This is a genomic window from Bacillus sp. BHET2, from assembly GCF_005938125.1.
Lineage (GTDB): Bacteria > Bacillota > Bacilli > Bacillales > Bacillaceae_B > Rossellomorea.
The window spans coordinates 293,658-310,039 of sequence record NZ_VCQN01000005.1 but is presented as its reverse complement, the minus strand read 5'-3'; the positions used below and the strand labels follow the sequence as shown (position 1 = coordinate 310,039).

General features: G+C 34.7%; 13 protein-coding genes and 1 pseudogene. 2 read left to right on the top strand and 12 right to left on the bottom strand.

The features are described 5' to 3' along the window. Positions 1-435 precede the first annotated feature (435 nt). Positions 436-1,302: pseudogene (locus tag FGG79_RS18535) on the bottom strand (ATP-binding protein); the annotation flags it as partial. Between the two features lie 127 nt (positions 1,303-1,429). On the opposite strand from FGG79_RS18535, the gene istA reads away from it, so the two are divergent. After that, positions 1,430-2,980: an IS21 family transposase gene (gene istA, locus FGG79_RS18530; protein ID WP_138781113.1), complete on the top strand. Its 1,551-nt coding sequence runs from the start codon at positions 1,430-1,432 to the stop codon at positions 2,978-2,980. Further along, positions 2,980-3,744 (top strand): IS21-like element IS643 family helper ATPase IstB, encoded by a 765-nt coding sequence (gene istB, locus FGG79_RS18525; protein WP_138781064.1) that lies wholly within the window; start codon positions 2,980-2,982, stop codon positions 3,742-3,744. The genes istA and istB overlap by 1 nt, the downstream gene beginning before the upstream one ends. 39 nt (positions 3,745-3,783) lie before the next feature. Here the strand turns inward: istB and FGG79_RS18520 are convergent, their stop codons facing one another. The 11 genes from FGG79_RS18520 to FGG79_RS18470 form a co-directional block, all read right to left on the bottom strand. Further along, entirely contained in the window at positions 3,784-4,041 is a 258-nt protein-coding gene (locus FGG79_RS18520; RefSeq protein WP_240794329.1) for a magnesium chelatase domain-containing protein, read from the bottom strand. Between the two features lie 882 nt (positions 4,042-4,923). Beyond that, complete coding sequence (murJ, locus tag FGG79_RS18515; protein ID WP_138781062.1) at positions 4,924-6,447, bottom strand: murein biosynthesis integral membrane protein MurJ; 1,524 nt, start codon at positions 6,445-6,447, stop codon at positions 4,924-4,926. A gap of 41 nt (positions 6,448-6,488) precedes the next feature. Further along, on the bottom strand, positions 6,489-7,013 hold the full coding sequence (locus FGG79_RS18510) for an acyltransferase (protein WP_205688842.1): 525 nt from the start codon (positions 7,011-7,013) through the stop codon (positions 6,489-6,491). A 45-nt stretch (positions 7,014-7,058) separates the two neighbouring features. After that, positions 7,059-8,354, bottom strand: a complete 1,296-nt coding sequence (locus FGG79_RS18505; RefSeq protein ID WP_138781060.1) for an O-antigen polymerase — start codon at positions 8,352-8,354, stop codon at positions 7,059-7,061. Between the two features lie 5 nt (positions 8,355-8,359). Beyond that, a complete protein-coding gene (locus tag FGG79_RS18500; RefSeq protein ID WP_138781059.1) occupies positions 8,360-9,457 on the bottom strand; it encodes a glycosyltransferase in 1,098 nt (365 codons plus the stop codon). 39 nt (positions 9,458-9,496) lie between these two features. After that, positions 9,497-10,717, bottom strand: a complete 1,221-nt coding sequence (locus tag FGG79_RS18495; RefSeq protein ID WP_138781057.1) for a nucleotide sugar dehydrogenase — start codon at positions 10,715-10,717, stop codon at positions 9,497-9,499. A 6-nt stretch (positions 10,718-10,723) separates the two neighbouring features. Beyond that, positions 10,724-12,583, bottom strand: coding sequence for a heparinase II/III domain-containing protein (locus FGG79_RS18490; RefSeq protein ID WP_138781055.1), 1,860 nt, complete (start codon positions 12,581-12,583; stop codon positions 10,724-10,726). Positions 12,584-12,600: 17 nt separating this feature from the next. After that, positions 12,601-13,860 carry a glycosyltransferase family 4 protein gene (locus FGG79_RS18485; RefSeq protein WP_138781053.1) on the bottom strand — a complete coding sequence of 420 codons (1,260 nt, stop codon included), beginning with the start codon at positions 13,858-13,860 and terminating at the stop codon, positions 12,601-12,603. A gap of 32 nt (positions 13,861-13,892) precedes the next feature. Next, complete coding sequence (locus tag FGG79_RS18480; RefSeq protein WP_138781051.1) at positions 13,893-14,516, bottom strand: acetyltransferase; 624 nt, start codon at positions 14,514-14,516, stop codon at positions 13,893-13,895. Continuing rightward, complete coding sequence (locus FGG79_RS18475; RefSeq protein ID WP_276607981.1) at positions 14,513-15,163, bottom strand: sugar transferase; 651 nt, start codon at positions 15,161-15,163, stop codon at positions 14,513-14,515. The genes FGG79_RS18480 and FGG79_RS18475 overlap by 4 nt, the downstream gene beginning before the upstream one ends. Next, positions 15,163-16,278: a DegT/DnrJ/EryC1/StrS family aminotransferase gene (locus FGG79_RS18470; protein WP_138781049.1), complete on the bottom strand. Its 1,116-nt coding sequence runs from the start codon at positions 16,276-16,278 to the stop codon at positions 15,163-15,165. The genes FGG79_RS18475 and FGG79_RS18470 overlap by 1 nt, the downstream gene beginning before the upstream one ends. Between the last annotated feature and the right edge of the window lie 104 nt (positions 16,279-16,382).

Sequence of the window (16,382 nt, the reverse complement as noted above, 5' to 3'; positions counted from 1 at the left end):
TGCTTCAGAGGCTTTGCCTTTTTAACACAGTACTGCCTGCCAATATGGTAGGCAGATGTATCATAAACAAGCAAAAAGTGTTCATAATTATTTAGCAAAAACTGTTCATTTGTACTTGACGGTTACATATAGTAGGCCAACTTGCTATGAAGTGGTTTTTTATTATTTCACAATGCTATTTCCATACTCTTTGTTCGTTTCACTTAAAAATCAAAATGAAAATAGATGTATGGATTCTTAAAGTCTCATAAACGCATTCACCACAAAGAAAAACTTTACCACACTAACGCGGGACGCTTTAGCTGAGTGGGGGTCAGACCACAATCTTAAAGCCTTCTCTCCCAAAAGCAGAAAAGGCTTCTTCTACTAACAAACACACTTTAACACATTAACGCTGTGCACTTTAGTTGGGTGGGGGTCTGACCCTAGTATTAGAATTTGCTTTTGGGCACAGGTGCAATAATGATGAAGAGAACCGAGGTATCCACATGGACAAGGATTCATAGCACCTACTAAGATAAAGGAAGCTGGATACGTCACCGTAGAATGCGCTCGGCTAATGGTCACTTGACCCATTTCGAGTGGTTGACGGAGCATATCAAGTGTCTTTTTGGAGAATTCTGCAATCTCATCGAGAAAAAGTATGCCGCGATGTGCCATCGAAATTTCACCAGGTCGCGGGTTCGACCCGCCTCCAATAATGGCGACAGCTGAAGCAGAATGATGGGGATGCCTGAAAGGAACAGATTGATCATGGATCCTTTTTTCACGGGCAAGCTGATACAAACTCATCACTTCGAGCTGTGCTCGATTCGTTAAAGAAGGGAAGATGGAGGGGAAGGTTTCAGCTAACAAGCTTTTCCCACAACCAGGAGGACCACTCATCAGGAGGTTATGCTCACCAGCTGCAGCTATTTCTAGAACTCGTTTCGCCTTCTCGTGGCCAATCACATGACCAAAATCCTTTTGATGACTGTTAGAAGCTTGAGTTAGATGATTCTCTGAAGAAAAATTGAGGTTGAGATTCATGCATTCTTGACCTTCCAAATGTTGAACCACTTCCTCAATATGATTCACAACCATACATTCTATATCCTGTAGCATATGGAGTGGTAGCACCGGATCATAAGGTAGATACACTCGTTTGATCCCGATCCCTTTGGCAGCAATAACAGCAGGTAAGATTCCTTCTCCACTCATAACCGACCCATCAAGGGATAACGCCCCAATGAACGCCGTATCTATGGGAATCTCACGCTTCACCTCTCCCAGTTCCTTCAAAGCAGCAATGGCTATATGTAAACGCTAGAATAAAGTTGACACTTTTTGCTCGATAGGATTTTACACTTTTGCTCAATCAACCTACAACTTTAGTAAAATAGATCGTGACGTTATTTTACTGGAGGTTAGGGTTTTGGAGGAGAAGTTAGTGTTATATATTAAGATTCAGGAATTACATAAGAGAAAGTTTAAAGTAGCCCAAATCGCTAAGGAGCTTAAGATCTCGAGACCGACTGTCTATAAGTATTTAGAAATGACATTCGATGAAGCAAAGGCCTATACTGAACAGCCCTTGGGAAAGAAGAAAAAACTAGATCACTATAAGGACTGGATACTTGCCTGGCTAGAAGAGTACCCTCACCTAAGCAGTGCTCAAATCCATGATTGGCTTCTAGAGAGATACCCCGACCTAGTGGTCGGCGGAAGTACTGTAAGAACATATGTGAGGGGTATTCGAGAAGTCTATCAGATTCAGAAAAAGGTGATTGTTCGTCAATACGAAGCAGTTCCTGAACAACCAATGGGTAAACAACTCCAGGTAGACTGGGGAGAAACAAAACAGAAAACAGTGAACAATAAGGAAATCAAACTGTACTTTATTGCCTTTGTACTCGCTAACTCGCGACACAAATATATGGAATGGCAAGCACGTCCATTCACCACAAGAGATGCGATTCGTTGTCACGAAAATGCATTCGAGTTCTATGGAGGACGTACAGAGGAAATTGTCTATGATCAGGATCATTTAATATCGGTAAGTGAAAATGCAGGGCAACTGCTTTTAACAGCTGAATTTCAAAGCTATGTGAACGAGCGTAAATTCAAAGTTCACCTGTGTCGAAGGGCGGACCCAGAATCTAAAGGTATGATTGAAAATGTAGTGAAATACATAAAAGGCAACTTCGCTGACAGTCGTGTGTTTAGAGATATAGAAGATTGGAATGAACGGGCAAGACAGTGGCTCGAGCGTACTGGTAACCATCAGGTTCACCAGACAACGAAAAAAAGACCAGCAGAAGTGTTTCTCCTCGAAAAGCAACACTTACAGCCAGTCTCTTCGTTACTTTCATATGAAAGTACCAATAACCAAAGTATAACAAGAAGTGTCAGCAAGGACAACACCATCCGGTACAAGTCAAACCGTTACTCCGTCCCACTCGGGACTTATCAAAATATGAGTGAGAACCTTGTGTGGATTGAAATCAGGGAAGAAGATCACAACGCCCTGGTCATACGCAAAGAAGCAAATGGTGAAGTAATTGCCGAGCATATGATTAGCTCTGAAAAAGGAAAACTGATTCAAAACCGTCACCATACGCGTGATCGCTCCAAAGGTGTGGAAGAGCTTAAGCAACGTCTCATCTCCCACTTTGAAGGTCAGGTTCAGGCAGCTGCATATTTAGATGAGATTAGTCAAAGATACCCGAGGTATCGGAGAGACCAGTTTACGATTATTTATAAGGTCATCCAACAATATCCAGATTTAATTGATATTGTTTTGACCAAGTGCACGACAGAAAAGCTCTACAATGCGAATGACTTTCGCGATATCGCTCATCACCTTGATGCTTTACGAGATGAGCCGGCTGAGGTTGAAGAAGTACAATCTTTTTACACGAGTTCGCCAAAACATTCTCATATCAAAGCCTCTACCCGTTCTCTAGATGCCTATACTAGCATTCTGGGAGGTAGAGCATGATGAATAAAACCGTAAATGAACTACAAGATCAATTTCGGCAGCTACGCCTAGCAGAGACTGCGGAGGAGCTGCCACAGCTTCTTCGCGAAGCTGAAAAAGCATCATGGACCTACTTGGAATTCTTAGAGTCTATCACTCGATATGAATTAGCCAAACGTGAAGCGAAAAGCCTGGAGAAAAGAATGAAATGGGCACGCTTCCCTTTCGTGAAGTCTTTAGATGAGTTTGAGCTGAAAGGACAAAACGTTCTGACAGCTCGTCAGCTTTCTCAACTCCGAGAATTAAGCTGGCTGGAGCAACAGTATAATCTGATTCTTTTAGGTCCTCCCGGCATTGGAAAGACGTATATCGCAATTGGGCTTGGACTTGAGGCTGTTTACAGAGGGTTCAATGTTTATTTCGCTACAATGGGCGAACTTGTGCAGCCTCTAAAATCAGAAGAATATCTGAACAAATCTAAAGTTCAGCTTAAAAGAATTAGAAATGCCGACCTAGTGATCATTGATGATTTGATGTATATGGCCATGGACCAAAGAGAAGCAAACCTATTCTTTCATTTAATTAATCATTTATACGAACGAAGTTCGATTATCCTGACATCAAATAAGAGTCCAGATGAATGGGGCAATTTAATCGGAGATCAAGGCATTACCACAGCGATTTTAGATCGCCTGCTTCATCGTGTGGAAGTGATCCATGGTGGTGAAGAAGAGGAAAGTCATCGGATGAAAAATCGAAAGAGCATTTTTTCAGCAGAAGTGTAAAAAGGAAACGAGCAAAAAGTGTAAAATTCAACTTGACGTCTACACTATAGCCAGATCAAACAGCGAACCATTTTTCTTTTGATCGGATGGAGATAGATTCACAACTACTTTCTTATCCGTCACATCCAAATCAAAATGAGCAAGCGAAGCCAACACCCTCTCCCTTGACTCCTTAACAGAAGCATCAGGCAAACCGACGATCACCATCGATTCCGTATCCTGTGATATCCGCACCTCTACCTGCACACGGTAGCCCTCCAAACCTTTCAAACCAATACTTGAAACCTTTACGGTCATTTAAAAACCTCCAAACTATTTAGTTTTTATCGTAGTAAAAATGAGAAAAAACAGGGAAAGAAACAATTCGAGAAAGAGTAAAATAGGAAGATAAAACAATCGAGGTTTAGAATAGAAGAATTTTTTTAGAACAAGAACACCTACCGGAGGGAAAGAAACAATCTACAATTCCAATATTCTACAAAATAATCAAAATTCCTGCCAAAATGAAAATAAAAAAAGAAGTTCAACAACATAACTGCTGTACTTCTTTACATACATAAACCCTTTTGTGGAACATTTTCATGAAACAGGATTTTTAGAGGGGTCACTGTTAATCTAAATAGATGTACATATCCTATTTTCCAGGTAACTACTCCCTAAACTAAACTTCCTAACCACCATCCAACATTCCCCACACCAACACTTAACACACACCAAAAACAACCAAAACACCCTCGTGAAACACCTCTGTGAAACAAGATTTTTCGGGGCGTCACTGTGACCAGAAGTGTAGATGTTCATACACTTGATCAGAACCAAATCGTATCCTTGCCTCATTCTTCTCACAGTTATTATCACACATATGCACTGGTTCCTCACATCCTTTTCGGGGCGTCACTGTGACCAGAACTAACATCCTCACTTGTTTAAAGCCTACCCCATTCATCTGTCCTACCTGTCTTTATGGTCTTTATTTAGACCAGTAGAATATAAGAATCGCTAAAACACTTATTCATTCACTATTTTAACTTTTCAATTCAGAAGTGTCACTTTAAGGTCAAACAGAATCATTTAACTATTGTAATACCATTTTATGTAAAAGGGAGCAGGAGAACCGGCCCGACGCTTCCTTCAAGACCCCACTTTCAGAGGCAGTCACCTATAAATTCAATTTTTTCATTAGGCACCTAGTTTTATCTTTTTCTTAATAAACTTCACAACAAAAGTAGCTTCTTCTATTTTTAAAAACGAAATTACAACTAAGTATGTTAAGCTGCCTAATAAAACTGCCAGTACTAGAGATAAAGTATTATTCATATATAAAGCTAATAAATTTTCAGTAATTATTGCTATAATCCCCATTACTATAGAAGCTGTAGAAACTTTCAACAAGATTATTGATATTTTATTTAATCCGAAATTGCCAATTTTCTTTTTCAAACTCACAAAAAGCAATCCGGTTGTTAAAATTGCAGAAAGACTTGTTGCTAAAGCCAGGCCACCTATACCCATATATTTAGAAAGTATCACATTTAATAAAATATTTAATACTACACCAAAGCTTGCATTAATCATTGGGGTCTTTGTATCATGCAAGGAATAAAAAGCTCTTGATAAAACCTCTCGTAACCCTACCCCTATCATACCTATAGAATAGTAAAAAAAAGCTGCAGATGTCATAGAAGTTGCATAAGCATCAAACGCTCCTCTTGCAAATAACAAATCAACAATGGGATTAACAAAAATCATAGCCCCTAGGGTAGAAGGAATAATTAAAATAATTATTACCGTTATTGCTTGAGAAAGGATTCTTCTAAAATCATTAATATTGTTTTCAGCAATAGTTGAGGACATTCTTGGAAAGATAACTACAGAAATTGACATAACTACTGAACTTAATATGAATGAGTTTAATCTATCAGCATAATTCAAGGCTGAAATCCCTCCAACTGCCAATCCGGAAGCAAGCGTTTTATCAACCAAAACATTAATCTGAGTAATAGATAGACCAATAATTAATGGTAAGGACATTTTGCCCAATTTAACTATATTTTCATTTTTGACATCTAATATAAAATTATATTTTAGGCCTTTTTTCATCCGAGAGAATAGCTTTAAGATAATTAATTGAAATAGAAGAGCTATTAAACTCCCTACTGCTAGATAAAGAATGTTTAATTTAAAGCTAAGTATTATTGATATTATTATAAAAACATTAAAAATAAAACCTATTAGTGTTGGAATAATAAAGCTATTTTTCATTTGAAGGAAACTATTATAAATTACTATAATTACATTAAAATATACCCCAAAGACAGTTATTCTAGTAAACGTTACTGCTAAATTCATAGTTTTTTCATCAAATCCTGTAGCAAATATACCAACAACTTCATTTGTGAATATTTGTATTAAGATTACGATAAATGTTGAAAAGATCAATAAAGTGTTAATTAAATTATTTGTGAATTTTTCACTTGAAACTTTTCCTTTTTCCTTTTCTAATTTGGTGAATAATGGGATATACCCAGAAGATATACTTACTCCAATAAATGAAAAAATTACAAAGGGTATTATCATTGAAATAAAATAAGCATCACTTACACTAGATGTTCCATAAAAATATGACAAGGTAATTTCTCTTGCTAACCCAGTTAGTTTAGACATAATCGTTATAATAATTAAAATCAAAACAGTTTTTTTCATAATCTCGCACCTTAAAACAAGAATAGATAATAAAAGTAAAATCAGCTATGTTCTCTTGTTTCTCTATATTTTATTACTTTCGCTGGAACACCAGCGACAACAGCGTAGTCAGGAATATCTTTTGTCACAATACTACCGGCACCGATTACAGCCCCATTACCTATTTTTACCCCGGGCATAACTTGCACTCCAAATCCTATCCAAACATCATTACCAATTACTATGTTTTTTTCCAAGTCTCCTTGATTTATAATTTCTATTTCTTTATCAAGAAATTTATGCATATCTGTTCTCAAATGAACATTATAGGAAATTAAACAAGACTCCCCTATCGATATTCTTGAGGTCTTTCCGGCTAATAAATATCCACCATTTATATATGTGTTACGACCCACACGAATATTTTCAGGATTAGCAATTACTGTATATGGGCCTACCCACCGAGCTTCTGAACCTTCTTTGTTTATTAACTGAGTATTATATTGTAATAACATTTGATATTTGATCTTTTCTAATTTCCCAATGAAAAGACCACCTAAATATAGAATTTTTTTTTGAAATCTCATTTCTTCCACCTTATGTTGTAAAATGTATTATTTTTATTTTAGTACTTATCTAATTCTTATCTTACATATTAGATTTAAACTAATAATAATTATAAAAGAAGTAATAGCAGTAAATACAGCATTATATACTGATCCTCTAGCAACTACAATATACATTATCCCAAATATAACCAAAAGAACTGTTCTTAAGGTTGTATTATTTTTTCTGTTAGCTAATTTATCTATTATTAAGTTAAATCCAGCCCAAAAAATACCCCATATTATCCCAAACCACCAAAAATTCGCAAATACATCTCCATATAGAGTCGGGTGCATAGAATAAAAAGTGTTGGAAAAGTTACCAGTCCAAGCACTTCCCATAGTTATTGCAAAGTCTGTAGGTTTTAACCCAAAAGAAAGTGATGTTGGAATAAATAAAAATACCATTCTTAAATAGGTATGTCCTTCATTAAATCCTGGAAAATCGTTCTCATAATAAATAAAATGATAAAAAGCATTTCGTAAACTTAATTCTCCTTCCCCATTTAGAATCATATCTAGAACCATACTATTCATATCTAATAACCCTATACTAGTTATAAGAGCATGAAATCCGCCATAAATCCTTAATAGTTTTAAAAAATATACTAAATAAACGGAAAAGACTCCTAATAGAGAAAGTAATGAAAAAACTTTGAATGAGATCTTTTGTGTACTATCAAAAATTAATGGAATGATAAATACTAAGAGTAATGGAAGTATAGTTATTCTATTTCCTGTTAAAATCGAATAGAAAAGAATTATTGTGAAAGAGATAGCAAAAAGAAACTTATTGTTATTTTGTTTGTATACTAATATTACACCTGCTGAAGCAAAAAATAAGATTTGAGAAATCCTAAGTGGATTTAAGAAATCTGAATCTCTATTTATTATATACATCTTCCCCCAAGATATATTTAGAATACTTCCTAATTGATTAATCATAAAAACAACAAAAATTAAAACACTCATAAAGAGAATTATGAATAAATATTTTGGGAGTTTCTCAAAGATTTTTTTGGAGGGTGAAGTTATTTTCCCCTCAAGAAACTTGTTATTTACTTGTTTTGAATTAAATAATTTAGATAACAAGATTCTGGATAATAAATAAATACAGTTAAATAAAAGTACAAATATCGACGCTTTAGTCATCACTTCACTATCAAAATCAGAGATATTCAAAATTGCACTTAAGAAATGTGGTATTCCAAATAAGAGTATTAAAGTCGCCCACATAAAAACAGATAAATATTTCTTCTTATATTCGTATATAGTTAATGATATTAAGCTTAGTAACTGTAATAGTGCTAATAACTGGGTCACCTTATTCATTCACCTACAATTTTTTTGAAAAGGGTAATTTCTTTACCTACCGTATTTTCAGAATGAAATTTATTGTTAGGTTTAATAACTTTGCTTCCCAAATTTTCTACGTTTAGAGAATCTAAGAATATGTCCTTTTCGTTTTCAATATATATAACATTCTCAAAATCATCAAACATTTCTCTACACACACTAATATTGGATGTAATTAAAGGCATACCAATGGAAGCAATTTCACATGCCATGACACCCTGAGCATCAGCTCGAGTTGGCATTAGTGCAAATCTAGATTTATTCAAATACTCAATCACCTCATCATGTTTAAGGTGAGAATCAATAAAAACTAAATTGTTCGGTTTCTTTCTGTGGCTAAAATAGTTTCCTTTACCTACTATACAAAACCTGTAACCTGGATTAGTTTCGGCTATCCGACAGACTACGTCAACACAATATTTAGACTTATCCAATAGATTTCTAATGGTAATAAAATCATATTCTTTTTTGGACTTTTCATCATAAACGTTTTGTTCGAATTTATTTCCAATACTGTTATTTATAATATATGTCTTTCCCTTTATTAGCGATGGATCAATTTTCACAAACTCTAAAAACATGTTATACATCCATTGGCTAACAAATATAAATACTGTCTTTGATGCATTTTTCTCAAAAAAAGATTTCCAAACTTTTAATTTTAAATTATCATATGCGTTTTGAGAAAGTTTATTTATAAAAGAAGATTTCTTCACATAAGAATAAGGTTTAGGATAAATTTTAGATGATTTTAGAACTTCATGTCCATGGAAAAAGAAAATAATTTTATTGAACCTAGATTCGAATTTTCTTAAGAATTTATAATGATTTCTCAGATTAGGAGCATGAGAGATTAATAGATCAAACCTACTATTAAAAAGTTTTTCTAAATATGTCTTATAAGAATATACTTTTACTCCGTCAAGTATATAATCATAGGTAGCTGTAAAAGAAATTACTGAAACATTAATATTACGTTTAACGTATTCAATGTTTCTTGTGTGTATAAAATACTGTGAAACATACCCATCTGGTCTTGGATAATCTGTTGCAAGCACTAAAATATTCATTATTGCACCTCATTCATTTCTTTTAGAACAAATATTCTTTTATAATTTTTCACATCTATTTAATAAAGGAATATTTTTAGTATTTAAAATTAACTTATCTTTAATTAAGTCAATGTTATTTTTTAAGTGATCATGACCAACCATAACCACCAAGAGCTCTATTTCATTTAAAAAATCTTCAAAATTCATAAACTGTTCATCAACAATTCTCTTTTTTACATGAGGATCAAAAACTTTGACACCAAAAGCCAAGTGCTCATCCATTCGTTCTAATAATTGAAGTGTCGGACTCTCTCTTGTATCGTCAACATTTTCCTTATAAGCTAGTCCATAAAGACCAACTTTTGAAATATCCTTAATATTATACTCTCTCATAATATCTCTAATTCGCCCTAATACATGTGAAGGCATTGAGTCATTTATTTTTCTCGCAGTTAAAATGAGATTAGTTAGATCAGGGTAATCACCAACCAAGAACCATGGATCTACCGAGATACAATGACCACCAACACCTGGCCCTGGTTGTAATATATTTACTCGCGGATGTTTATTTGCAATTCTAATAATCTCATAAACATCCATATTATCTGTACGACAAATTTTCGCTAACTCGTTTGCAAAAGCAATATTGATGTCTCTATAAGTATTTTCAACAACCTTTGACATCTCTGCAGACCTTATATCAGTTACAACTATCTCTTCTTTACAGAAATTCAAATATAATCCTTTTACTTTCTCTCCAACTTCTATATCATCTGCACCAATTGTTCTTGAGTTATTCTCAAGCTCATATATCATATTTCCAGGAATAATTCTTTCAGGAGCATGTAGTAAATGTACATCTTCCCCAATGACAAACCCTCTTTTTTCGATTTCTGGGCGTATATATCTATCAGTTGTCCCTGGTGAGATTGTTGATTCAATTACTATTACTGCTCCTCTTTCACAGACATCGAGCACGCTATTTAAGGCAGAAATGACATACTTTGGATCCAACTTTTTACTCTCTTTTATATAAGGAGTTGGAACTGCAAGAATATAAGTATGTGTCTTCTGATATTCTGTTGAAAATTCAATACCATTAGAAAGTGCTTCTTGGAATAATTCCTCTAACCCTTTCTCTTCAAAAGTAAGCCTACCTTCTGTTAAAGAGTTAACAAGATCAGTATTGTAGTCTGTGCCGACTACTTTAAGACCATTTTTTGCAAACATGAGAGCAGTGGGTAAACCAATATACCCCAATCCAACTATATTAATCATGCAATCCTACCTTCCTATTAGTTCAACATCAAATTTAATATTACATTTCTTCTCTTGCATTCTAACCCTAATACAAACGAGGTTAATTTCCTCTTTTTTTAAGTAATACAAGCTTCTAATAGCCTTTTTAACTTCTATTTCTCCTTTAGTTTTCACAATGCCAATGACTTGTCCATCATTGTATAATGTAATGCCAGCCTCACCTTTTCTTACTTCACATGGTGTATGAAAATAGAAAACGCAGTATTCACCATCTCCGATAACATCATCAGTGACTAAATATCCTGGCTCTGTTTTTTGTATATTTCTTGTATGTTCATAGCCATTTTTGGAAAGCATTGTCCCTGTAAAACTATCATCCGCGAGATTGACATTTTTACGTCTGGTCCAATCATATACCAGAAATGGTTCACGTTTTTTCATTTGCTCATTCTTATCAACCATTACGGTATTATGAGCTGAAGTTAATGCCATCTCTTTACCGATATCAGCTGCATAGGAGTATGTACCACTATCACAAAAAACATTTATACCTTTATGCCATAGATCGATATGAAGCTGATCCATTTGAAATGGACGAGTTTTAAAGTCTTGTAAAACAGTCATCATAAACCCTGAATCATGTCTTAAAGAATAGTAACCTGAGCTATTAAATGAAGAATTGCTTTTTTGAACCTTAGAAATTGGTATATTACTTACTTTTTTATTGCCAAACCAAGTTAACTCTTCATCATAATGACCCTCATCATAAATTCTTTTACCATCAATAAGGTATGAAATCGTATTCACTACTGGCCTAAAGTCACGATATCCACAAGAAGTAACAGGAAATATTAATGCACCATCATTTGACCCATAATTAGGTACATCTCCCGTTTCATCTTGCATTTGATATATTAGTTGGGAACTATTCTTTATTAATTTTTTACTTTTATCTGATATTTGGATATTTGTTCGATCATTTATTTTTATTACAAATTCCATTAATTGAAGTGCAAATCTCTGATAATTAAATGAGTATTGGATATATCCACCATCAGGAAAGAACTGTTTCTCTATTTCTTTATCCAGCAAATTATATGCTTTTCTTAATCTTCTATCATTTCCGCTAGCCCATGCTCCAATAATAAGCCCTGTTATCTCGGAAAGGGTATGGTTATTTTTAATACACTTATGAGCATAGAAGAAATTTGACAAAACTTTTTTATAGCTACCGTCTATTAAATTTCGAACGTTCTCTTCATCCTGGGAAGTTGTCAAACCATATGAGTTAAATGCTGAAAAAGCCATCAATGCATTAATCATTCTTAAAGTTGCTTCTTGTCCGCATTTATAATTAGCACCATATGGATATTGATTCTCTTGTAACCAACCATTTAACTGATTGGAAAAAGCAATATAATACTTTCTATCCTTAGTAAGCATATAAGCTCTTACAAAGTAGAAAAAGTGTGTAAATCTCGACACTTCCCAAATAGCCTTAATATCCCCTCGTTTAGGATCAAAATCAGAAATTTTATACCATTTAATTTTGCTATCTGTTTCCGCTTTAGTGATGGGGTTATAATGCCATTTTACCGGATTCCCATAATCTAGTTTAATTGATGAAAAGCCCATTATCTTTCCTTCTATTGCATCATCAGCTGTTAATAATATTTCTTTTTTCTTTTCATTAGGTAATTCATTTAAAAAGTCCTCAACTAACTGTACATCTATATTAAAAATATCTACTCTTTTAACATCGGTACTTTTTTCAAACAATTTTTCACTGCTGGGTATTGTTCTCATCATCTTCAGTTTTGCTGAGTATAGTGAGCGGTTCATAACCCACGGCAATCCATATTCAGATATTAGCGATTTGATCATTGCAATACCTCATCTTTTTAGTTTACTTCTTCAACAACATCTATCAATTTTTTAGTTAACTTTTGGAAATCGAAGTCATTTGCACCCTTTTTAGCATTTGCACCCATAACTTTATACTCTTCTTTAGGCATTTCTTTGATATATAAAATTTCCTTTGCTAATTCCTGGGAAGTACTATTTTCTAGTTCTATTCCACACTTGTACTTTTCTAATATTGAATAACCCATTTTCACAGTTGAAATAATAGGTTTTCCTGAAGCCATATATTCAAATAATTTATTAGAACTATTACCTCTTGCCCAGTTGTATTGTGTGTGTGAGTAATTAAGGATGTTCACCGATGATTTGCTCAATATATATGGTATGGAACGTTTATTTACAAAGCCTTTCATCTTTACATTAGTTAGATTCTCATCAGCTATTCTCTTTTCTAACATTTCTCTTTGATTACCATCACCATATATTAAAAATTGAATATTGTTTTCATCTTTTAGCAGCGCAGCTGCATCTAGTAGGTTACCTACATTATTAACAGGTCTAATTGCTCCTACATAGACAACATTGAACTTATCTCCACATAAATCTTCATCATCAACTTTATTTTTAGAAGAAGAAGCCTCAAATGCATTTAAATCTACACCATTATTAATGTAATGGCATTTCGTAAGATTTATTTTCCCACCTTGTTCGGTATCCCATTTCTTTTCAATTATATAGTCAGTATCTCCCTCTTTAGTAAAGACGAGAGCATCTGCATTTCTATAAATCCAATGCTCACCAGCCGTAAGGACCCGCCCTAAAAGGCTAGTTTCTTTTGCTTTATTAAATGAAAAGATAGCTTCGGGCCATAAGTCTCTAATCTCACAAATACAAGGAACTCCAAGCTTATTAGCAATTTTAATTCCTGCAACCATAGTCAAGGGGTGTACACTAGAAGCAAGAATTACATCTGGCTTACCGTTATGCTTTACATATTCTTTTACTACAGAAAATAAGTTCAAATAAAATAACCCCATATTTTTTACTCGATCAATGCCGTTACCTAATGCGGTAGTAGTCCTAACAAAAACAAAGGGGATATTATCTAGAATATCTGTAGTATATTTTTTATTTTGTGTATCGATAAAATCTGATTTATTATGAAAAGTATTTGCACAAAAAACCGTTGGTTCGTAGCCTTGTTTAATTAGGTTCTCTGCAAACCAATAGTGCCGTCCGCCCCGATTTTTGTACATATCAGTTGCGTAATGATTCCACAACCATATTTTTTTCTTCAATATCTGCCACCCCAGTTACAACATTTTGTAAATTAAGAATTTATTCTCCTTACCGGAACACCAACATAAGTCCCAGGTTCATTTATATCCTTTACCACTACAGCACCTGCTCCTAATTTACTGCCACTAATGATATTCACATTATTACTAACAATGCTACCTATCCCTATCCATGTACTCTGCCCAACATTAACTGTCCCCGCTAAATGTACCCCTGGTGAAATATGTGTAAAATTCCCAATAACATTGTCATGGTCGATAGTAGAACCTGTATTGATAATGCAACCCTTACCGACTCCAGTGCAGCAGTTAACAACTACACCAGCCATGACTACTGTTCCAGATCCGATATTAACCTGCTCACCTATAACTGCAGTTGGGTGAATCAAAGCAGGAAGATTTGCTCCTTTTGATTCCAGTTGAGTCTGAATTTTTTCTCTAATAGCATTATTACCTATAGCAACACATATGTCGTAATCATTTAATAGTTTAAAAGACTCCTTCGCCTTCCCTATTACTTCAATTCCCATTGATATTTTAATACTTTCATCATCATCTAAGAAAACAATACTCTGCCATCTATTCATTTTTAAGGCTATGTCAGCCACCACTTTCCCATGGCCACTTGCACCTATAATAAGAAGTTTATTTTTCATAGTTTCATTCTTTCCTCTTCGGTCCCTTGGAAGGGTTCCACCGTCGCTGCTGTCTCGGAATTGATTCCCTCTCTTATAAAAACCTTCTTAATAGTAGAAAAAATAATATTCCAATCACCAATAAAACTCACATTATCAACATATCTAACATCAAGATCAAACTTATCTTCCCAGTCAATAGCATTCCTACCACTCACCTGAGCCAAACCAGATAACCCTGGTCTAACTGCATGCCGACGTTTTTGACGTTCATTATAAAGAGGCAGATACTGTACCAATAATGGTCTAGGTCCTACTATGGACATATCTCCTTTTAAGATATTAAAAAGCTCCGGAAGTTCATCAAGTGACGTTGAACGAAGGAACCTTCCAAACCTCGTCAACCTAACACTGTCAGGCAGTAATTCTCCACTATGATCTCTTTCATCCGTCATGGTTCTAAACTTATACATCCTAAAAATCTTTTCATCCAGTCCTGGTCTTTCTTGTTTAAAAATAACCGGACTACCCAACTTAATTCTCACAAGGATAGCCACTATTGGTAAAACCGGAATAATAGTAAGAATGATAATAGTAATTAAAGAAAGGATAAAATCCATCGGCCTTTTAATAAAACTTCGATAAATACCACCTTGCGAATTCCTCATTAGTTCAACCACAACCCTTTAACAATTTCCACAACTCTCTCCAAAACCTCATTCGTCATCTTCGTATCAGACGGCAAACAAACACCATTCTCAAACAACTTCTCCGAAACACCAGTCCCAACAAAGTCATACTTCTCAAAATAAGGCTGCATATGCATCGGCTTCCAAATTGGCCTAGATTCAATATTTTCTTTTTCAAGAGCATCCATCACATCTATCGGTCTTACATGACCATTCAAAGTCATCGAACTTAACCAATAATTCGGCTCATCCCATTCATTACTAGGCATGAACTCAACACCATCAAGTCCACCAAGCTCTCTTTTATAAAAGTCAAAAATATATCTCTTCTTCTCAACCCTCTGATCTAACACCTTAAGCTGCCCTCTACCAATACCGGCAACCACATTGCTCATTCGATAATTAAAGCCTAATTCGCTATGCTGATAATGTCTTGCTTGGTCTCTACTCTGCGTAGCCCAAAATCTTGTTTTCGCAATACGTTCTTCATTATTTGAAACCAACATCCCACCACCAGAAGTAGTGATAATTTTGTTTCCATTAAAAGAAAAAATACCGTAATCTCCGAACGTTCCTGTATGTTTTCCTTTGTAATAAGTACCTAAACTCTCAGCAGCATCTTCTATCAATGCAACATTATACTTCTTGCAAATTTTTACAATTTTATCCATATCAGCAGATAGTCCATAAAGGTGGACAACAATCACAGCTTTCACTTCAGGATACTTTTCAAAAGCTTCTTCTAACGCTTTAGGACACATATTCCACGTCTCATAATCACTATCAATGAAAACAGGAATAGCATTTTGATAGATAATGGGATTCGCTGTAGCTGAGAATGTTAGTGTCGGACAGAAGACGATATCTCCTTCTTCCACACTAGCCGCTCTTAAAGCTAAGTGGATTGCTCCAGTACCAGAAGATAGAGCTGCCGCAGCTTTAGAGCCAACTTTAGCAGCCAGTTCTTTTTCAAATTCATTCACGTTTTCTCCAAGAGGAGCAATCCAATTGGTATCAAACGCTTCTTTTACATATTCCATTTCATATCCTTCATCACTCATATGCGGTGATGAAAGAAAAATTCGATTTCCCATACTCTAAATCTTCCTTCCACTATGTATGTTAGTTGTTTATTACTTACTTAGATAATTTGATGTGTACTATCCATTTAACTAATAAACTACTAATATTAGTATTT

What these genes read in the sequence shown, in the direction of transcription:
- istB (WP_138781064.1), top strand. Translation starts at nt 2,980, where the DNA reads ATGAATAAAACCGTAAATGAACTACAAGATCAATTTCGGCAGCTACGC.
- FGG79_RS18520 (WP_240794329.1), bottom strand. Translation starts at nt 4,041, where the DNA reads ATGACCGTAAAGGTTTCAAGTATTGGTTTGAAAGGTTTGGAGGGCTAC.
- murJ (WP_138781062.1), bottom strand. Translation starts at nt 6,447, where the DNA reads ATGAAAAAAACTGTTTTGATTTTAATTATTATAACGATTATGTCTAAA.
- FGG79_RS18510 (WP_205688842.1), bottom strand. Translation starts at nt 7,013, where the DNA reads ATGAGATTTCAAAAAAAAATTCTATATTTAGGTGGTCTTTTCATTGGG.
- FGG79_RS18500 (WP_138781059.1), bottom strand. Translation starts at nt 9,457, where the DNA reads ATGAATATTTTAGTGCTTGCAACAGATTATCCAAGACCAGATGGGTAT.
- FGG79_RS18495 (WP_138781057.1), bottom strand. Translation starts at nt 10,717, where the DNA reads ATGATTAATATAGTTGGATTGGGGTATATTGGTTTACCCACTGCTCTC.
- FGG79_RS18490 (WP_138781055.1), bottom strand. Translation starts at nt 12,583, where the DNA reads ATGATCAAATCGCTAATATCTGAATATGGATTGCCGTGGGTTATGAAC.
- FGG79_RS18480 (WP_138781051.1), bottom strand. Translation starts at nt 14,516, where the DNA reads ATGAAAAATAAACTTCTTATTATAGGTGCAAGTGGCCATGGGAAAGTG.
- FGG79_RS18475 (WP_276607981.1), bottom strand. Translation starts at nt 15,163, where the DNA reads ATGAGGAATTCGCAAGGTGGTATTTATCGAAGTTTTATTAAAAGGCCG.
- FGG79_RS18470 (WP_138781049.1), bottom strand. Translation starts at nt 16,278, where the DNA reads ATGGGAAATCGAATTTTTCTTTCATCACCGCATATGAGTGATGAAGGA.